This window comes from Thiorhodovibrio frisius (genome assembly GCF_033954835.1).
Lineage (GTDB): Bacteria > Pseudomonadota > Gammaproteobacteria > Chromatiales > Chromatiaceae > Thiorhodovibrio > Thiorhodovibrio frisius.
Map to the genome: position 1 here is coordinate 518242 of NZ_CP121471.1, position 18931 is coordinate 537172.

Sequence of the window (18931 nt, forward strand, 5' to 3'; positions counted from 1 at the left end):
TAACTGTTGAACTAATCCGCTCCGCGGAGCTTCCGGACCTACCGGCCCCGACCCAGACCTGCCGCTGACAGCGCAATTGCACATTGTCGCCCACACTGAAGACGACCCAATCAGGGTCGTTGACAGAGGGTCTGACGATGACCGCATTACGCCAACGTATGATTTCCGCCATGCAGATGCATGGTTTTTCCCCGCGCACCCACCAGAGCTACCTCGCTGCGGTGCGCGATCTCGCCAAATTTACTCGCCGCGCGCCTGACACCTTGATGCCGGATGATGTGCAGTGCTACTTCGAGCACTTGGTGCGCGAGCGTGGGCTCGCCCCGGCAAGCGTGCGCCTGTTCTACCATGGCATCCGCTTTTTCTACCTCCAGGTGCTCAACTGGCCGGCGGTGGATCTGGCCGTCACCCTGCCCAAGCGCCCGCAACGCATACCCGAGCTGCTCACGCGCGAAGAGGTGGCGGCCATCCTGCGCGCTTGTGCGGATGTGCGCCATCACATGATGCTCAGCCTGTGCTATGGCTGCGGGCTGCGCCTGAACGAAGTGCTGGCGGTTCGCGTTGGCGATATCGATGGGGAGCGCCGACTGTTGCGCATTGAACAGGGCAAGGGCGCCAAGGACCGCATGGTCCCGCTCTCGCCGACCTTGTTGGCGCAACTGCGTGCCTATTGGCGCGCCTATCGCCCGGGCGCGTGGCTGTTTGCCGGACGCGCCGGGACGCGGCTCGCGCCCACCACGCTGCAGAAAGCCTTCACTCAGGCCAAGCAGCGCGCCGGTGTGCACAAGGTCGGCGGCATCCATGGGCTGCGCCACGCCTATGCCACCCATCAGCTGGCCGCCGGGCTGCCAGTGCAGCGTCTGCAACGCTTGCTGGGGCATCAGAGCATTCACACCACCCTGCGCTACGTGCATTGGCTGCCGAGCGCGCGCGAGGGTGAAGGCATGCTTGATGTCATTGCCCAGTTGGAGGCGGCGCATGGCTAAGTCCGCCTCCCTGCAGGTCCTGGTCAACGCGTGTCTTGACGGCCTGGTCGCGACCCAGACCTTGAGCCCGCGTCAGTGGCAGGTGTGTCACCACGTCCGCGACTGCCGCACCGCGGTCCTCGGCGGATTCGCCTTGCACTGTGATCAGTGCGACGCCGAGGCGCTGTGTTACCACGCCTGCCGCGACCGTCACTGCCCGCGCTGCCAGCGCCAAGCCTCCGAGGCATGGTGCGCGCGCCAGCGCGCGGCCTTGCTGCCGGTGACCTATCACCATCTGGTCTTCACGCTGCCGTCCGCCCTCAATGGCTGGATCGAGGTCCATCCCAAACAGCTCTATGATCTGCTGTTCGAGACGGTCTGGACCACATTGTCCGCCTTCGGTGCCAACCCCAAGCGATTGAATGGTCAACTGGGAATGACGGCGGTGCTCCATACCTGGGGACAGACGCTCACCCGGCATGTGCATTTGCATTGTCTGGTGCCGGGCGGGGCATTCTCCGCCACCGGTCAGTGGCATCCCGCGAAAAGCACCTACCTATTCCCGGTGCGGGCGCTCTCGCGTCACCTGCGTGGCGGCTTTGTCAGCCGTCTGCGCCAGGCCGTCGCGGCTGGAGAATTGTGCCGGTTAACCGAGCCGCGCGAGATCGACCGCCTGCTCGATACCCTGATGGGCACCGAGTGGGTGGTCTTTTCCAAGCCCTGCCTGGCGCGCAGCGAAACCGTCGTCGACTACCTCGGACGCTACAGCCACCGCACCGCGCTGAGCGACAGCCGCCTACTCAGCTTTGATGGCGAGTCCGTTGAACTCAGCTACAAGGACTACCGCGATGGCGACCAGCGCAAAGTTATGATGCTCTCCGGTGAGGAACTGTTGCGCCGCTTCCTGCTCCATGTGTTGCCAAAAGGCTTCATGCGCGTTCGCCATTTCGGCTTCCTGGCCAATCGTTGTCGTGCTCAGCGCTTGCCGGCCATCCGCGCGGCGATCGGCGCGGTGCAAGCGCGTCCCCTTGCCGTCATGACAACTGAGCCGGGCACCACCGGGCACCCGCAACCGTCCAAGCCGTTTGATGGTTATCCCTGCCCGAGCTGTCGCGGCGGACAATTGCGGGTGCGCACCGCCTTGGCTCCCAAACGCCGTGATGGAGGATAGTGCGCGCCGATCACTCGCCCCCTTCCTTCACCTGCCATGAGAAATGTTTCGGCCCGATCTCGGGTCAGTGCACGCGCTCGCCTCGCGCTCGGAAATCGACTAAACTGAGCGCTAATACACAGCCCATCTTCCCCCAGGGATGCCACCAAATGCCGTATTTCCCCTCCCGCTGCCGCCCGTGCCGCTGCTTCAGCGCCAACACCACCCCCGCACTTCCGGGGTCTGACCAATACAATCCCCTAAGAAGCCAGCTCTTGAGCCTCTGCGCCGGAGAGCCCGTGCCAGGATCGGATTAGTCCAACAGGCATTTATCCATCGGGCGCTCTCGAGTTCAGCGCAAGATCGGACTCACGGCTTAGCGCCCGATGGATAAATGCTTAATAGTTAGGAAATTAATTCAACCCTGGCCCCATTTAATCGAATCGCCATTTAATCGATAAGGAGGAAATGCAGCATGGATATCATCACTGGACTTATTAACAACTCCATCCAAAGCGCATTGCAATCGGATACCTCCGTTGCTAATTCCAAGGATAGAACGAATTCAGAGAAGACAAGCAGCTCCGGCTCTCGGATCAGCAATACTACTAATTCAGCCCTGCAGATTAGCGCCCGTGGTCATTCTATAAGCCTATTGATGCAAGGCGCGAACGAGTTTTTACGCCAAGAACTTGGGCCCAGTTACCTTCCCTTAGCAAGAGGCCAAGCGTTGCTTGACCAAGCCGTTAGCATGGTAACAGCCAATACCGAAATTGATATAGATGGGCAAGCGTTGAGAAATACCTTGCAGCAAGAACACAACATTCGTGAAACGATACCAAGACCTAACCCTTCATCTGATAGTGGAAATGTCTTTGATTTTTTATCGGGAAGCGACAGAGAAGCGTTGGAAGCCGCGTATGATTATGCTGTAGAGAACAACCTCGATGCTGATGATGTTGAACTGGCAGCCGGGTTACTTGCCAGTGACCGACGACGCCAAGCCGCTATTGCTTCAGGTACAATCTATTTAGTGCATGAGCCAAGTGAGAATGCAGGCAAGTTTATTCCCCAATCATCAGCTAACTTACCCAATACAGATACTAGCAATCCGCGCCAGTCACTGATTGATCGAGTGACATCCGGCGACCTATTCAGTAAAAATCCGTTTCTCAACCAGGCGTTATTCATCGAAGCGGCGTTTCGCACCCTGCAATTAAAGAATTAAAGAATTAAAGGAGAATTAAAGGGGGCTGGTTGAAATTATTTTTCCAGGCAAAGAATCAACACACGATCAATCGCCTAACGATGGCATTCAGCCGAGCGCGCAAATAGCGCGCCGGCTGATGCTGGCGTTAGGCTACAAGCAACCTTTTTCACATATTCAACAGGATCCTATGATCGAAACCAAGACAGTTCACGTTCGCGGCATTGAATACGCAATTACAGATTCGGCAGGTCAAGGCGTTCCAGTAATGCTTGTCCACGGCTGGCCTGATGATAGAACGATATGGAGGCATCAGCAAAAATACCTCAGCGAACTGGGATATAGAGTTATATCAGTAGATTGGGCTGGTCATGGTGATAGCTCAAAACCGAAAGATATAAGCCGTTATCACATAACTGAGCTTGGCTTAGACACAGTATTTTTACTCGACGCTCTAAAAATTGATAAAGTTCATTTAATCGCGCACGACTATGGGGCAACGGTTTCTTGGGAGACAGTAGCCAACTATCCAAAAAGATTTCAAAGCTTTTGTGCAATTTCTGTAGGGCACGCCGTTGAGATATTACGCGACATTGCTAAAGGCTATTTGTTTGATTATTTATGGCTAATTCTTCATGGCATGGATAAAGCGAGTAAGCACTGGTATTTATCTAATGGCGCAAAAAGATTCAAGGAAAAATTTGCCTCTCATCCAGATGCCAACTATATATTGTCAAAGCTATTAGCTAACAAAGAAACGCTGTTTTGGACGCTCTGGGAACGTGCGAATCCATCATACAACGTCATATATCGGCACTACCTGAAGGGGCAAAAAGATAAAAGAATAACGGTTCCGACATTCGCTATTTACAGTAAAGACGACGAATGGATGACAGAAGGTCAGTTAGCGCGTTCCTCTAAATATGTTTCATCCACCTGGCGGTACGAATGCGTTGAGGGTGGTCACTGGGTGCAGCTCCAAAATCCACGGGAAATTAACGAGCTACTGGAGTCTTGGCTATCTAGCCAATCGGTGAATAATGCAAAATTAAAAAACTGAGACGATCAAAAGAGCCTAAGTTGATTTGGTCTTCTCAAATCGAAGTAAACCGATTAAATCGCCTAACACGGTGCTCCAGCCGAAGCCGGTTTCGCTCTCGCTCAACCGGCTCGGCTGAGCTTAGCGTTGGGCAATAAAATAAGGAGAAAAGTGCATGGGTGTAGATAATCAAAGGAACCAGGGTGGAGTTATTTTCCAGGCAAGTCATTAACGCAGAATCAATCGCCTAACGATGGCCTCCAGTCCGACCACTCACTACGCTCGCGCCAGCTGATGCTGGCGTTAGGCCACAAAGGTACTATTATGAGAACATTTGAAGAAATTAAGATAGAAATCGAAGCCCTTCCGCATCGTGAATATATGAAACTGATGCACTGGTTATCTGAGCATGATTGGGAAATGTGGGATGAGGAAATTGAAAAAGATTCTGCTGCCGGAAAATTAGATTTTCTAATAAATGAAGCATTGGAAGAAAAAGCGAAAGGAATGCTTAGTCAAATTTAATGCACAAAACCACCACGCGATTTTGGGCTTGCTTATATGCCTTGCCAGAACAAGTGCAGAAACTCGCGCGAAAGAATTATAAATTACTGAAAGAGAACCCACGCCATCCATCTTTGCGTTTCAAGAAAGTCGGCAAGTTGTGGTCGGCGCGAGTTGGCGGTAATCACCGTGCGCTTGCGATGGAAGATGATGACGGGTATGTGTGGATCTGGATAGGCACTCACGATGAATATGATTGTTTAATCAACGACTAACTGGCCTAACACGGTGCTCCAGCCGAAGCCGGTTTCGCTCTCGCTCAACCGGCTCGGCTGAGCATGGCGTTCGGTCTAAAAGGACTCGAATAGAGGCGGTCGTATACATGTTTCGAGATAAGGCAATACAAATATGAAAAAATCCGTCTATATCGAGACTTCTATCCCAAGCTACCTCACGGCGAGGCCAAGTCGAGACGTAAGAGCAGCTGCATGGCAGCAAATTACAACTGAATGGTGGGATAGCGCAAGGGATGACTTCGATATCTTCACTTCTGAATTGACCATCGTCGAAGCTTCCGCAGGCAATCATGAGGCCGCAGAAAGAAGGCTCAAGGTTCTTCAAGGAATCTCAGAGCTGGAAATTGATGAAGAAGTGCAAGAACTCGCGGAACTGCTAATCTCAAAGGGAGGGATACCAAATTCCGCAGAAGCCGATGCTTTGCATGTGGCGGTGGCAGCAGTACACAGAATTGATTACCTTCTTACGTGGAATTGCCGTCATATCGATAACGCTACAAAGAAACCAATTATTCGAGCAATCTGCATTGGTGCTGGCTATCCGTATCCAGAAATTTGCACGCCAATGGAGCTGCTCCCGGAGAGAAATGAAGATGTATAGAGACGAAATCATAGATGAAGTTTGGAAAAATCGAGATTCCTATACTTCAAAACATCACCATAATCTGGCGGAAATGGTGGCAGAACTGAAAGACAGGCAACAAATGCCTGGATGTAAGCTCATAGATAGAAGAGACCGAACAAGGCGCTCAACTCGGACTGCCTCAGTCGCTGGCGCACCTTCGGAAACCGGTTAGCGCAAACGTTATGCATCAAAGGAGGACTCCGAATGAAGCCAAGGATCAGCATGATTACGCTGGGCGTCAGTGATCTACAAGAGTCGGTCCGCTTCTATGAGCAGGGTCTTGGCCTGCCGAAGATGGATTCACCCCCAGAGGTCGCGTTCTTTACACTCAAGGGCAGTTGGCTGGGACTATACGGGCGGAGATCATTGGCGGAAGATGCGGGGTTACCTGCCGATGGAAGTGGGTTCACCGGCTTCACGATTGCCCATAACGTGGATTCGGAGGCGGCAGTTGACGAACTCATGGAACAGGCTGTCGCAGCAGGGGCCAAGCTAGTGAAACCTGCACAGAAAGTATTCTGGGGCGGTTACTCCGGCTACTTTGCCGATCCAGACGGCTATCTGTGGGAGGTAGCGCATAACCCGCTCTTTTGGGTTGGTCCGAAGGATGAAGATGCATAACACGGTGCTCCAGCGGAAGCCGTTTCCGCTATCGTTCAACCGGCTTAGCTGAGCCTGGTGTTATGCATGAAAAATGAATTCAGTGTAAATCAATTCAGTGGTTTTTATGAGTATTAAAAAAGGATCATGTCTTTGCGGAGAAGTACATTTTGAAGTGGAAGGTGACTTTGAAAGCTTTTTCCTTTGTCATTGTGGCCGGTGTCGCAAAGATACTGGTTCATCACATGCGGCCAATTTATTTTCCTCATCAGCAACACTGAGATGGCTAACAGGGCAAGATAAAGTAAAAGTCTTCACTCTTCCATCAACCTTGCACACAAAGTCATTTTGTTCTGTTTGTGGTTCAGCGCTCCCGAATATTCAAATGGAAGGTGATCTATTGGTTGTGCCTGCTGGAAGTCTTGATAGTGAATTATTCTTTAAACCAAATGCCCATATAAATATTTCAGGCAAAGCGGAATGGGATCAAGATTTTGAGACATTGCCAAAAATTGATAACGATCCGGTAAACGCATAACGAACATTTGAACAAAACGTTTGTCGTGGCTTCTGCGTTGCTCTCAGAAACGCAAGGCAAATGGGCGTTATACACGCCGCAAAAAAGTTTCTGGTTTTGGGCCGGGTGCCCGGCTCAGAACTTGGCCGAACTCACATGTGGTTTACTGTCACAACAGGCTTCATCCGCCAGGCAACCTGACCCAGACCAGCAGACCACCCAACTCGGCGCGACCAAAGCCGAGCGTGCCACCATAGGCCTCCACTACGTCACGCACGATGGCCAGCCCGAGCCCCGTGCCCGCCTGGCGTTCGTCGAGTCGCAGGCCGCGCTCGCCGAGTCGCGACCAGTGCGCGGGTGCAACACCGGGACCGTCGTCTGCGATCTGAATCTCGACCTGTCCATCCGCTGAGGTCGACACCTGGATATCGACCCGTTCATCGGCCCATTTCGCGGCGTTCTCAAGGAGATTGCCGAGCAGTTCGAGCAGATCCCCTGCCATCAGCGCCACCTCGACCCGATCCGGGGCCTGGACCCACCAGTCGATCCGCTCGCCGGCAGGCGTGCGTCCCAGGGTGCGGAGCAGGCGCTCAAGATTCTCGACCACGTCGGTACGCGCGGCATGCGAGGGATGACCGGACCGCACGCGCGCGCGGATCAACTCGCGCTCGACGCGCCGACGGATGGTCAGGGCGAGTTGGTCCAGGTCCTCGGCCAGGGCCGGATGGCCGGCCTGACGCAAGCGCTCGGCATCGGCCGCCAGGACACTCAGTGGCGTCTTGAGTCCGTGGGCAAGATCGGCGGTCCAAGCCCGCGCCCGCTCGACCGAGCCTTCGCGCGCTTCGAGCAGGGCGTTGAGCTCGGCGATCAGCGGTCGGACCTCATCGGGAGCCTTTGCGGCAAGCCGTGCGGCGCGCCCGTCACGAATGGCGCCGATCTCGCGGCGCAGGGCTTCCAGGGGCGCAAGCCCGGTCTGGATCTGGATCAGCGTGGCCAGGGTGAGCAAGAGCGCGATCAGCCCCAGATAGGGACGCATGTCGGCGGCGAAGTTGGCGCGGGCACGGATCAATTCGGCACGATCCTGGGCCAGGATGAGCCGCAGCTCGACTGGCGCGGGGTCACCCTCGACCCGGATGCGCCGCTCGCGCACCAGGAGCGACTGTCCGTCCGGTCCCGGCAGACGATGGGCATGCACCTCGCCCGGGGTGAGTTCGTCCTCCGGCAGGGTGAGCACCTCATCCCACAGCGAGCGCGAACGCAGCACACCGGCCTGACCAGCGCGGTCGATCTGCCAATAGCGCCCACTCAAGGGCTGCGCAAAGGCTAGGCCGCGCAGTTGCTGGATCAGCCGGAGCGAACCATCGGGTGCGATCTCGACGGCGGCGGCGAGCTGATTGAGCTGCGTCTCCAATTCAGCGGCGAGATGACGCTCAACATGGCGCTCGAACAGATTCGCCAACCCGAGCCAGGCGATCAACAGCGCCACAGTGATCGAGATCAGCGCGCTGATCCAGAGTCTGGCGCGCAGCGAGCGGTGTTTCATGCGCGGGTGGACCCGGAGTTCAGCATCATGGAGCGGGCGAGGCGTCATCTGTCTCGATCAGATAGCCGAAACCGCGTCGGGTCTGGATCAGCTCGGCACCCAGCTTGCGCCTGACCCGCCCGACCAGGACCTCCACCGAGTTGGAGTCGCGCTCAAAATCCTGCGCATAGAGCTGCTCGGTCAACTCCTGTTGCGAGACGACGCGCCCGGCCTGCTGCATCAGATAGCTGACCAGACGGTATTCCTGCGGCGAGAGATGGATGGCTAGCCCATCGCGGGTCAAGGTCTGGCGTCGGGTATCCAGCCGAAAGGGACCATGGACAAGGACGGGCGCCGGCTGTCCGGCGGCGCGGCGGATCAGGGCCTGCACGCGCGCGAGCAGTTCTTCGAGCCGAAAGGGTTTGGGCAAATAGTCATCGGCGCCGGCCTCGATGCCCTCAACGCGCTCGGTCCAGTCACCACGCGCGCTCAGAATCAACACCGGCAGCCGCTGACCGGCAGCGCGCCACTGACGCAGCACCGACAAGCCATCGAGCCCGGGCAGTCCGAGATCGAGGATGGCGGCGGCATAGGGTTCGGTGTCCCCCATGAACCAGGCATCGCGCCCGTCGCACGCGCGCTCGACCAGGAAGCCGGCGGCCGTCAGACCGGCCGTCACCGTCTCGGCGACCTGATCGTCGTCTTCCACCAGGAGCAAGCGCATCAGTCGTCGTCCTCCAATTCCAGGATTTGACCATCGCGGGCGTCGATCTCGACCTCCAAGCGGCGCCCGTCTGGGGTCAGGATCTTGAGTTCGTAGAGCCAGACCCGCTGGCCGTCAAGCGTCTCGTCTTCGAGTTCAATGTCGATCACGTCGCCCGGGACTTGTTCGCTGATGTGATGCAGGATCTCGGCGATCGGCAGGATCTCGCCGCGCAGACGGGCTGCGCGCGCGCGTTGGTGATCCTGCAGCTGCTCATACCTGGTGGTCCCAGCGTCATCCGCCGGATCGTCGTGATCGTCGGCGCCAGCCTGAAGCGGCAGCAGGCTCAGCAGACCAATGAGAATGAAGGGATGCATGATTGAGATTTGCGTCATGGTGTCCTGCGTTGCGCATGGGCTCAATCCCTCCAGGGACCATGGCCCGGAATGTCGATCCAGCGTTCGTCATAGTTGCCTTCAGCAGCTTTTTGATGGCAGGCGTTGCACTGGCTGAAGCTGTTGACCTCCGGGTTGCCTGTCACCAGGCGGGCCGGTATCTCGTCGTGCTCATCCTTGAACTCGAAGCTTGCGGTGATGCGCGGCAGACCACCCGATGCCATGCTCGGATTGCTGGCATTGCCTGGGATCATCTGCTGCGACACATTCGTGGCATTGGCCGCCAGGAAGGCGCTGATCTCGGCGCGCAGTTCCTCGGACAGGCTGGCATCATCACCGTAGTGATCGATCAGCGCATCCGGTGTCATGATCCTGGCCCAGGCCTGCGGCGGGAGCAGACCGGGCTGATAGGCCATGTGGCAGGAACCGCATTCCTCACTGTAGATGGCGTTGACGACCGGCGCCTGTCGCGACTCGAACCAGTCGTCTTTGCCGCGTTCATGGTCATCGTCATCATCATCGGCGAAAGCCAAGTGGGCGCTGCTCATGGCCAGTGTGGCGGTGACCAGGAGTGTCAGAACAGATTTGAATGTATAGGGGCTCATGGGTCGATCCTCCCGCTTATTGGGTCTTGATGTAGGCAATGAAATCGGCTTTTTCGTCGGCGGTGCACTCGCGCCCGATGGTCCAGCGACAGTTGCGCCGCAACCATTTCTCGATCTTGGCGGCATCGGTGAGGCGCTGCGGATTTACCGAGGGGGCCAGGGGTTCGATGACCTTTCCAGTCTTGGCATGTTGTCCCGGTTGGGTCAGATCGCGACCATGACAGCTTGTGCAACTGCGCGGCTTGGAACCATCGGCCTGCGGGTATTCCTTGATCCAACCCGCTGCTCCAGCGGCTGGGTCGGCCGCCCAGGGTGTGGCTGGCAGGATCAGGGTGCTGGCACTGAGCAGGGCTGTGGTGAGGTGTCGTTTCATTGGTCGGTTCTCCGTTGGCTTGACCGTCTGCCTGGCCCCGTTCGGGGCTTTCCGGTGGTCCTTGCAGACTGTGCCGATAGCCTACCGAGGGCACCCTGACAAAAGGCTGACAGCCGCGGTTAGCCTTCGGTCAGGCGCGCTTGGTTACTCTCGCTCTTCGTGAATCCCCCCGGCCAAGGCGCCGACACGCCTGAGCCGACGAACTCATCATCAAACCTGTTTGGAAGAACCGATAACATGTCGAACGAAGAGCCGAATAACACCGCCACCCCTGCCAGTAGCCCCGGCCTCGAGACCCCTAAGCGGGTTCGCGTCTGGGATCCGCTGGTCAGGATCTTTCATTGGTCATTAGTGGCCGGGTTTGCCACCGCCTTTATCGTCGAGGACGATCTTCTCCGCGTCCATGTCTGGGCCGGCTATCTGGTGCTCGTCCTGATTAGTGTGCGTCTGGTTTGGGGGCTGATCGGCACGCGCCATGCGCGTTTCAGCGACTTTGTGCGCAGCCCTGGCGCCGTGCTTGCGTATCTGCGTGATGTCATGCGTCTCCGGGCCCCGCGTTATTTGGGCCACAACCCGGCGGGTGGAGCCATGATTGTGCTGCTCCTGACCTGTGTCGCCGCCACCGGAATCAGCGGTCTGGCGCTCTATGGCGCTGAGGAATTCGCCGGTCCACTGGCCAATGTGATGCGTGGTTTGCCACCCTTCTTGGGCGATGTTCTGGAAGAGACCCATGAAGTCTTTGCGAATGTCACGCTCGCTCTGATCCTGATCCATGTGGTTGGGGTGCTCGCCTCCAGTCTGCTGCATCGCGAGAATCTGATTGGCGGCATGATCAGCGGTTACAAGCGCGCAGAGAGTGAATAAATGCCTCTTGCAATAAGCTGGAGCTGGAGAGTCAATACCATGCCGAAACGCCCTTCCATCCCCTTGCTTGCGCTGGCGGGTCTGTTGCTCGGCGCGGCCGGAACTGCCGTGATGGCCGCAGACGGCGAGACTCGCGATTGGCGCAGTTGGTTGCGAATGTTCCCGAACATCGCGCCCGCCACCCAGCCGGCCTATCTTGAGGAATGCGGTTCCTGTCATTTGGCTTATCCGCCTGGAGTCCTGCCGGCGGACTCCTGGAAGCACATTATGACGCCGGAGTCACTCGCCAATCACTATGGCGATGACGCCTCGCTGGCGGATGACCTGGTCGCCGAGTTGCGGGCTTATTTGATGGCTAATGGGGCCGACACATCAGCGCGAATCCGCGAGCGAGCCTTCGCCGTGCCGGGTGCGGCGCGATCTGACGCCAGTCTGCCGCGCATCACCGAGACGCCCTATTTCATCCGCAAGCACGATCAGATCCCGGCGCGTCTGGTGACGGACAATCCGGAGGTCGGTAGCTTCAGTCAGTGCAATCGCTGTCACATCGGCGCCGAGAAGGGCGTTTTCGACGAGAGTCAGATTGATATTCCTGGTTTTGGGCCTTGGAAGGATTGAACATGTCTATCGAACCACGCGAACCGACGACATCCCAAGAAACCGCCCGATTGCTGCGACTGGCGACCGGGGCGTCGGTGATCACGGCCTGCCTGCTGATCCTGGTCAAGATCGTTGCCTGGGGAATGACGGGCTCCATCACGGTTCTGGCGTCCCTGATGGACTCGACGATGGATGCCATGGCATCGCTGCTGACGCTCTTCGCCGTGCGCTGGTCGTTGAAACCAGCCGATGCTGAGCATCGTTTCGGGCATGGCAAGGCGCAGGCTCTGGCCGCGCTCGGGCAATCGGCGTTCATTGCTGGCTCCGCGCTGTTTCTCGGTCTGCACGCCATCGATCGCTTCCTGCATCCACGCCCGCTGACTGAGATCGGTATCGGCGTGGGTGTGATCGCGTTTGCTATTCTCGTCACCCTGGCATTGCTCGCGCTCCAGCGCCATGTCATCCGGCGTACCGGATCACCCGCAATCCGCGCCGATGCCTTGCACTACGCCACGGATCTGGCCACGAACTCTGCTACGCTGGTCGCGCTCGGGCTGGCCAGTCTCGGTTGGTCGGGAGTCGATCCGATCCTTGGTTTGGCTATCGGTCTCTATATCCTGTGGAGCGCGGTGCGGATCGGGCGTGACGCCATCGAGATGCTGATGGATCGCGAGCTTCCCGATGACGCGCGCCGGCAGATCCTGGAATTGGTGCGCGCCATACCGGAGGTGCGCGGTGCGCATGGATTGCGCACGCGCCAATCCGGCCAGTCGCTTATCATCCAATTGCATCTCGAACTCGACGACGCGCTTGAGTTGCGCCAGGCGCATCAGATCGCGCTCGCGGTCGAAGCTCGGATCCGCGAGCGCTATCCGGACTCAGACATTCTCATCCATCAGGATCCGGTGAGTCTCGGTTGCGAGTGAACAAGAACCACAGACATGGTGGCGGGAGTAACCACATGACGCAAAGCACGCTCATCCTTGGTCTTGGCAACACCCTCTTATCGGATGAGGGCGTCGGTCCGCTGGTCGTTCAACACCTGAAGGAAGAGGCAGACCCCGCCGCGCCGCTGCAATTCCTTGACGGTGGAACCCTCAGTTTCAGCCTCGCGGGGCCGATTGAGGATTGCCATTGTTTGATTGTCGTGGATGCCGCTGCGATGGGCGATCCCCCAGGAAGCGTTCGCGTTTTTGAGGGAGAGACCATGGATCGGCGGTTGCGCCAGCACGCCAAAAGCGTGCATGAGGTAAGTCTTGCGGACCTGCTGGACATGGTACGGCTGACGGATCGGTTGCCTGAGCGACGCGCCTTGGTGGGGATTGAGCCTGCGGTAGTCGACTGGGGCGACAGTTTGACCCCAGCGGTCGAGGCGGCGGTGCCAATGGCGATGGCCCGCGTGAAGGAGATGCTACGCCGATGGAATGAAACGGAAACCGGCGGTTCGATCCGGTGAGGCGGTTTGCGGCCCATTAGGGCACTAGCCTCCATCTGACGCATCACAAAGGCTTGGTGAATGCCCGTCATTGCGGGTTGCGTCCCTGGCGTCTGACACCATTGACACTCTGGCGGCATGATGGACATCCACCTCAACCAGGGGTTGACCATCCGGCCCGGTTTTCCCGCTTCAATGAGTCGTTTGAGTGATGCCTTAATCTCGCTCAGCATGCTGTCGATCATGGATGGATCGCCTGCTTGCCAAACGGAGCAGCCAACACGAACTGGAACATCGCTGAAACTGGTCACCATCAATTCACCCCGCACCCTATCAATCAATCTGATTCAATGAATTCAGCGCATCTCGAAGGCTTCCTGATGGAACTGCAAGTGGCCGCGCCAGGCGCGATTCAGTCCGGTACGCAGCTGTTTGGCGAATCGGCGCGGGCCGCAGAACCAGACTTCGGTCTTGCGCAAACCCTCGTACATGGATGCAAGATGCTCGGCGCTCAGGGTGCTTCCGGACTGACTGTCATGGATGTGAAGCGAGACGCCCGGCAGGTCCGCGCACAAGCTCTTGAGGCGCTCAACGAAGGGGTCGCTTTCCTGGTTCCGCGTGCTGTAATGCAAATCCGTGACGAGAGAAGCGTCCGGGTTGGCGCGTAAGGCCTCCAGCCAGGCGATGAAGGGCGTGATACCGATTCCACCAGCCACCCAGATCTGTCGTGCCTCGGGATTGCGGCGTGGCAGCTCAAAAAAGCCATAAGGCCCCTCGACCGTCACCGCCTGCCCAACGGCAATTCGCTGTGGCAGCGCGCGGGTAAAATCGCCCAGCGCCTTGATCAGAAAGGTCACGCGGCGCCCCCCATGATCGGCGCTGGCGATGGTGAAGGGGTGATGGCCCTCCCAGCGATCAAAGTTCACGAAGGCGAACTGCCCAGCGCAATGTCCCCGCCAACGGCTGTCCAACTGACAGACCACCTCGGTGACATCGCGCGAAGGTGTCGAGATCGACAGGATCGTCCCTCGTGCGCGTCGTGTGTGACCGACGAGACCCAAGAGTGTCATAACGGCCGCAAAAGATCCCACAACCAGCAGCACCCCGAGAAGCAGGCCGAGCGGCTGGCTCCAGTAATGGCTTGGTGCCAGCATGGCGGCATGAAAAGCGAGCGCCAGATACAGAAGTGGCATCGCACGATGGATATGGCGCCAGATGTTGTAGGGGAAACGCTTCAGTAGACTCAATATGACCATGGCTAGCAGCAGGTAAATGCCGATCTCGCCAAGTTCCTCGCCGACATCACGCAAGTCGTGAAGTAGGCCGCTGAACTCCTCTTCCTGCGGCTGTCCCAGACAACCGAACATGGATTTGATCAGGTCGTCGCCTTCCTCAAGCAGCCAGTGCATCGCGGCGAAGGTCACAGCGAGAATGGCGGTCCATTTGTGCAGACGGTAGACGCGATCCATGCCACCGAGCGGGCGTTCCAACCAGGTCGGACGTGTCGCCAGCACCATCACCAGCGACATCAGGCCGATCGCGAGCAGACCACTGAGGTAGAACGCCTGGCTTTGAATGGCCCAGGGCAGGGAGTTGGTCCCCGGACCGCTCACAGCGAGCGCGCCCGCCCAGGCAAGGACAAGAAGTGCTATGAAGCCGGTTAGATAGATGTTCATGATCGTCTGAATCCCATTGATGAGTGGAATGATTGACGTGTTAAATCAACACGGCGACGGCCATTGCCCATCACCGACCGGCAGTCTGATCTCGGCGCACAGGCCAGCGAGCGTCGAGGCGGGATGAAAGCGGATCCGGCCCTGATAACTCTCGACGATCTCTCGGGCGATCGCCAGCCCGAGTCCGTGACCGCTGATCTGCTCGTCAAGCCGCACGCCGCGCTCGGTGATAGCCGCTATATCGTGTTCTGAACAACCCGGACCATCGTCCTCGACACGGATGACGATCTCATCTCCCAGCACTGTCACGCTGCATCTCACATGGGCTATGGCCCATTTGCAGGCGTTGTCGAGCAGGTTGCCGAGCAGTTCCAGCATGTCCTCGCGATCGACGCTGAGCAGACCCGAAGTGCGCAGATCGAGTTGAATATCGAGGATTTTCGGGGCATGGATACGCCCGAGCAGCCGCGCCAGCGTCGGCAGCTCGGCATTCGGATTAAAACGCACTCCGGCGCCGCCGGCACCGGCAAGACGTGCGCGCTTGAGCTGGCGCTCGGCGAGCTGGCGCAGACGCTCGACCTGGTCGATCAGGGTCTGGCGTGGTGCCTGAGCGATGTTCAGGTCAGGATCCTTTAATTGCTGACGCAGTAGGCTCAGGGGGCCCTTGATGCTATGGGCCAGGTTGCCGGCGACGGTGCGCGAGCGTTCCAGGCGCTGCGCGAAGTGCAACAGCAGGCGGTTGAGCTTGCGCACCAAGGGTAGAATCTCGCTCGGCACCCGCTCGGTCAGGGCGAGCGTCTGGCCGGACTCCAGGCGCTCAATGTCCTGGTAGACGGGCGCCAAGGCGGCAAAAGCCCGGCGCACGACGAACCGCTGCACCAGCAGCATGATGACCAACCCACCGATCGCCAGCCCGGCAAACAGCTGCTCGATAAAGGCCAACGCCCGGTCAAGTGCGGTGACGTCCTCGGCGATGGCGAGCGCGAATTCGATGCCATCCAGGTGATAGCCGCCTTCCCAGACCAGCAATCGTTGCTGATCCGGGCCGATCGCGCGCCAATGTGCGGAGGTGCCCGGCGAAAGGGGGCGGTCGGCCAGGTCCTGATCCCAGAGCGAACGCGAGCGGATGCGTTGCCCATCAACGGTTTCGATGACGAAATAGTGCCCGGAAAAGGGCTGGTGATAGACCGGGGTCAAGCGTTGATTCCCTACCTCGAGGTGCCCATCCGCACGCCGGGTCAAGGCCCCGACCAGTCCTTCGGCATCGTGCTCGAGCCGCGAGAGCACAAAGGCATCCGCCGTGCGGTGCATGGCCTCGTGGCCACTCCACCAGACCGCGCCGATCAGGACAAACAGGCTGATGCCGAGTCCGATATGTAGACGACTTTCTAAGGATTTCATTGGCGTGGAAAGAGATAGCCCTGGCCACGCAGGGTTCGGATCCGGCCCCTGCCAATTTTCTCGCGCAGGCGCCGCACATAGACCTCAATCAGGTTGCTGCCCCGGTCGGCCTCCAGCTCGTACACGTGATCCATGATCTGAGGCTTGGACAGGATCTGGTTGGGGTGGAGCATCAGGTAACGGAGAAGGCGAAACTCGGTGCCGGTCAGCTCATGGGCGATGCCGTCGGCCAGGATCGCCTGCTGCTGATCCTCGTCAAGACAGAGCCCGCCGACCTCCAGAGTGCGACGCAGATTGCCCGTCGCCCGTCGGGTCAAGGCATGGATGCGGGCGATCAGCTCCTCCAGGTGGAAGGGCTTGCCGAGATAGTCGTCAGCCCCGGCCTTGAGCCCATCAACACGCTCGTGCCAAGTATCGCGCGCGGTCAGCACCAGCACGGGTGTCGTCACTCCACGGCTGCGCCAATGGCACAGCACCTCGAGTCCAGGTCGCCCGGGCAACCCCAGGTCGAGGACGATGGCGTCATAGGACTCGTCGGCACCGAGCGCCTCTCCCGTGATCCCGTCGCTGGCATGGTCGAGGACGAAGCCGGACGACTTGAGCGTCTTCTGCAGCTCAGCCGCCAGCCCGGCATCGTCTTCGACCAGCAAGAGTCGCATCTATTTCTCCTTGCGCTTGACCACTTCGGCTGTGGCAGCATCGAGATAGAGCTTATGGACAGTTCCGTCGGCAGCCAGGATCTTGATTTCATAAAGGTAGGTGCCGACGTCGCGTTCAAGCTCGGCCTCCACGAGTTCACCCGGCTGCACGCTTTGCGCGCTGGCCATCACCTGCTCCATCGGCAGGATTGCGCCGGTCTCGCGCAGTTGCTTGATCGCGTTGTGGTCGAGTCGTTCACTGGCCAGGGAGCTGCCCATGGCCAACAGCAGCCCCAGACCTGTGGTCGCGATCAAATAATGTCGTTTCATCAGTTTGCTCCGTTTCAGAGAGTTAGTCGGCACCGATCAAGCCAGGTCGATCGCGGATGGTTCCTCTCGACGGCTCGAACGACGGTTGCTAGTCTGATTGCGCAAACTGAACTGCTGCTGAAAAATCGGCCCTCAGGAGGCCAGTATTCGGATTCAGCACATCAATGGTTTAGGTGATGACTCAGTCACTTCTCAAAAACGCTTGGCATCGGCGAAGCGGTCTACGAGCACTGCAAAGAAGCTGTTCGCCAGCCCACATGGCACGCGACTGCGGGCTATAGCGGCCAGATGCAGGTGGCGCTATGATCGTGACGATCTAAAACCACGCTTGAGGTACAGCTTTGCGCAACAGGTGGCTATTCATGACTGAGTGTAGCCCAGCTCGCACACCGCGCCGGCGACGTCCTCTTTACCGCGTCGATCGCCTTCTCTGAAGCCATGGCCAAGGTCTTCAAATCGGACAGCATGTGAACGAGTGGTGCTCCGGTTGGCGACTCTGGCGCCCCAAGCGAATGAGCAGGACCAAACCAAAGCTTAGCCATCCGGCCAGAGCCAGGCGGCGCCGCGCACGCCACTGGAGTCACCAAAGCGTGGCGGAAGGATGCGCGTGGCCAGTGCCTCGGTGAAGGCATGGCGGTTGATCAGAGGCGGGAGTTCGGTATAGAGCGCGCTCAGGTTGGACAGACCACCGCCGAGCACGATGACCTCAGGATCGAGCAGGTTGATCACGCTGGCAAGGGCACGGGCGAGCCGGTCGCGGTGGCGCTCGAGCGCTGCGCTGGCGGCTGGATCGCCGTCTGCCGCAGCGGTGGCGATGGCCTGCGCGGACATTGCGTCAGCCGGACTTCGGGGGCAGGCGCGGTGATAATCAGCCGCCAGCCCGGGGCCGGAGACGAAGGTCTCGATGCAGCCGCGCTTGCCGCAGTAGCAGGGCGGGCCGGGGAGTTCGTCTGGGCGTGGCCAGGGCAGGGGATTGTGACCCCATTCGCCGACGATGGCATTGGGACCCTTGAGTAGTTGGCCGTTGATGACGATTCCGCCGCCAGTGCCAGTACCAAGAATGACGCCAAAGACCGAGTGCGCGCCGACCCCGGCGCCGTCGCTGGCCTCGGACAGGGCGAAGCAGTCGGCATCGTTGGCCAGGCGCACCGGGCGCTCTAGTGCCTGCTGAAGATCGACATCCAACAAGCGGTCATTTAGACAGGTTGAGTTGGCGTTGCGCAGTCGGCCGCTGAAGGGCGACAAGGCGCCGGGGACGCCGACGCCAACAGGCAACCCGCGCGCGGCTGGACCCATGGCGGCGCTTGCCTCGGCGACCAAGCGCGCGACTGTGGCGAGGGTGCCGGCATAGTCGCCCTGGGGGGTGCGCTGGCGACCACGCCATAGCATCTCGCCGCTGGCCTCAAGCACCACGGCTTCAATCTTGGTGCCGCCGAGGTCGACCCCAATGCGCATAGACGCGGATGCCGTTTGAGCAAATGCCGGC

At 58.8% G+C, this 18931-nt stretch carries 24 protein-coding genes; 14 read left to right on the top strand and 10 right to left on the bottom strand.

Annotated features, from left to right (window positions below):
* The first annotated feature begins 137 nt into the window (after positions 1-137).
* From Thiofri_RS02680 to Thiofri_RS02720, 9 genes are all read left to right on the top strand, one after another.
* Positions 138-986, top strand: a complete 849-nt coding sequence (locus Thiofri_RS02680; protein WP_009149938.1) for a tyrosine-type recombinase/integrase — start codon at positions 138-140, stop codon at positions 984-986.
* Entirely contained in the window at positions 979-2136 is a 1158-nt protein-coding gene (locus Thiofri_RS02685) for an IS91 family transposase (protein WP_009149936.1), read from the top strand. The genes Thiofri_RS02680 and Thiofri_RS02685 overlap by 8 nt, the downstream gene beginning before the upstream one ends.
* Before the next feature lie 454 nt (positions 2137-2590).
* Positions 2591-3343 carry a hypothetical protein gene (locus Thiofri_RS02690; protein WP_009149934.1) on the top strand — a complete coding sequence of 251 codons (753 nt, stop codon included), beginning with the start codon at positions 2591-2593 and terminating at the stop codon, positions 3341-3343.
* Positions 3344-3512: 169 nt separating this feature from the next.
* Positions 3513-4382 (top strand): alpha/beta fold hydrolase, encoded by an 870-nt coding sequence (locus Thiofri_RS02695; protein ID WP_009149932.1) that lies wholly within the window; start codon positions 3513-3515, stop codon positions 4380-4382.
* Between the two features lie 303 nt (positions 4383-4685).
* On the top strand, positions 4686-4886 hold the full coding sequence (locus Thiofri_RS02700) for a hypothetical protein (protein ID WP_040857738.1): 201 nt from the start codon (positions 4686-4688) through the stop codon (positions 4884-4886).
* Positions 4886-5140 carry a ParE family toxin-like protein gene (locus Thiofri_RS02705; protein WP_009149927.1) on the top strand — a complete coding sequence of 85 codons (255 nt, stop codon included), beginning with the start codon at positions 4886-4888 and terminating at the stop codon, positions 5138-5140. The genes Thiofri_RS02700 and Thiofri_RS02705 overlap by 1 nt, the downstream gene beginning before the upstream one ends.
* Positions 5141-5273: 133 nt before the next feature.
* Positions 5274-5762 carry a type II toxin-antitoxin system VapC family toxin gene (locus Thiofri_RS02710; protein ID WP_009149925.1) on the top strand — a complete coding sequence of 163 codons (489 nt, stop codon included), beginning with the start codon at positions 5274-5276 and terminating at the stop codon, positions 5760-5762.
* A gap of 228 nt (positions 5763-5990) precedes the next feature.
* Positions 5991-6407 (top strand): VOC family protein, encoded by a 417-nt coding sequence (locus Thiofri_RS02715; RefSeq protein WP_009149921.1) that lies wholly within the window; start codon positions 5991-5993, stop codon positions 6405-6407.
* Between the two features lie 106 nt (positions 6408-6513).
* Positions 6514-6924: a GFA family protein gene (locus tag Thiofri_RS02720; protein ID WP_009149919.1), complete on the top strand. Its 411-nt coding sequence runs from the start codon at positions 6514-6516 to the stop codon at positions 6922-6924.
* A 160-nt stretch (positions 6925-7084) separates the two neighbouring features.
* Here Thiofri_RS02720 and Thiofri_RS02725 read toward each other — a convergent pair whose 3' ends face one another.
* Genes Thiofri_RS02725 through Thiofri_RS02745 form a run of 5 tightly spaced genes read right to left on the bottom strand, consistent with a single transcriptional unit; the run spans position 7085 to position 10501 of the window.
* On the bottom strand, positions 7085-8446 hold the full coding sequence (locus tag Thiofri_RS02725) for a sensor histidine kinase (protein WP_009149917.1): 1362 nt from the start codon (positions 8444-8446) through the stop codon (positions 7085-7087).
* A 25-nt stretch (positions 8447-8471) separates the two neighbouring features.
* Positions 8472-9149 carry a response regulator transcription factor gene (locus tag Thiofri_RS02730; protein WP_009149915.1) on the bottom strand — a complete coding sequence of 226 codons (678 nt, stop codon included), beginning with the start codon at positions 9147-9149 and terminating at the stop codon, positions 8472-8474.
* On the bottom strand, positions 9149-9523 hold the full coding sequence (locus Thiofri_RS02735) for a PepSY domain-containing protein (RefSeq protein ID WP_009149913.1): 375 nt from the start codon (positions 9521-9523) through the stop codon (positions 9149-9151). The genes Thiofri_RS02730 and Thiofri_RS02735 overlap by 1 nt, the downstream gene beginning before the upstream one ends.
* Before the next feature lie 23 nt (positions 9524-9546).
* Entirely contained in the window at positions 9547-10128 is a 582-nt protein-coding gene (locus tag Thiofri_RS02740; protein WP_009149911.1) for a cytochrome c, read from the bottom strand.
* Positions 10129-10144: 16 nt separating this feature from the next.
* Positions 10145-10501: a DUF1924 domain-containing protein gene (locus Thiofri_RS02745; RefSeq protein ID WP_009149909.1), complete on the bottom strand. Its 357-nt coding sequence runs from the start codon at positions 10499-10501 to the stop codon at positions 10145-10147.
* Positions 10502-10738: 237 nt separating this feature from the next.
* On the opposite strand from Thiofri_RS02745, the gene Thiofri_RS02750 reads away from it, so the two are divergent.
* From Thiofri_RS02750 to Thiofri_RS02770, 5 genes are all read left to right on the top strand, one after another.
* The gene (locus Thiofri_RS02750) at positions 10739-11365 is read left to right on the top strand and encodes a cytochrome b/b6 domain-containing protein (protein ID WP_009149907.1); all 627 of its coding nucleotides are present in this window, start codon (positions 10739-10741) and stop codon (positions 11363-11365) included.
* Between the two features lie 39 nt (positions 11366-11404).
* Positions 11405-11983, top strand: a complete 579-nt coding sequence (locus Thiofri_RS02755; RefSeq protein ID WP_009149906.1) for a diheme cytochrome c — start codon at positions 11405-11407, stop codon at positions 11981-11983.
* Positions 11984-11985: 2 nt separating this feature from the next.
* Complete coding sequence (locus Thiofri_RS02760; RefSeq protein WP_009149904.1) at positions 11986-12891, top strand: cation diffusion facilitator family transporter; 906 nt, start codon at positions 11986-11988, stop codon at positions 12889-12891.
* Between the two features lie 35 nt (positions 12892-12926).
* Positions 12927-13421, top strand: a complete 495-nt coding sequence (locus Thiofri_RS02765; protein ID WP_009149903.1) for a HyaD/HybD family hydrogenase maturation endopeptidase — start codon at positions 12927-12929, stop codon at positions 13419-13421.
* A gap of 117 nt (positions 13422-13538) precedes the next feature.
* Entirely contained in the window at positions 13539-13754 is a 216-nt protein-coding gene (locus Thiofri_RS02770; protein WP_143741967.1) for a hypothetical protein, read from the top strand.
* Positions 13755-13756: 2 nt separating this feature from the next.
* Here Thiofri_RS02770 and Thiofri_RS02775 read toward each other — a convergent pair whose 3' ends face one another.
* From Thiofri_RS02775 to Thiofri_RS02795, 5 genes are all read right to left on the bottom strand, one after another.
* Positions 13757-15076 carry a ferredoxin reductase family protein gene (locus Thiofri_RS02775; RefSeq protein ID WP_009149901.1) on the bottom strand — a complete coding sequence of 440 codons (1320 nt, stop codon included), beginning with the start codon at positions 15074-15076 and terminating at the stop codon, positions 13757-13759.
* A gap of 45 nt (positions 15077-15121) precedes the next feature.
* On the bottom strand, positions 15122-16477 hold the full coding sequence (locus Thiofri_RS02780) for a sensor histidine kinase (RefSeq protein ID WP_009149900.1): 1356 nt from the start codon (positions 16475-16477) through the stop codon (positions 15122-15124).
* Positions 16474-17136, bottom strand: a complete 663-nt coding sequence (locus Thiofri_RS02785) for a response regulator transcription factor (protein ID WP_009149898.1) — start codon at positions 17134-17136, stop codon at positions 16474-16476. The genes Thiofri_RS02780 and Thiofri_RS02785 overlap by 4 nt, the downstream gene beginning before the upstream one ends.
* Positions 17137-17445: a PepSY domain-containing protein gene (locus Thiofri_RS02790; RefSeq protein WP_009149897.1), complete on the bottom strand. Its 309-nt coding sequence runs from the start codon at positions 17443-17445 to the stop codon at positions 17137-17139.
* A gap of 534 nt (positions 17446-17979) precedes the next feature.
* Positions 17980-18900 carry an ROK family protein gene (locus tag Thiofri_RS02795; protein WP_009149895.1) on the bottom strand — a complete coding sequence of 307 codons (921 nt, stop codon included), beginning with the start codon at positions 18898-18900 and terminating at the stop codon, positions 17980-17982.
* Positions 18901-18931 lie beyond the last annotated feature (31 nt).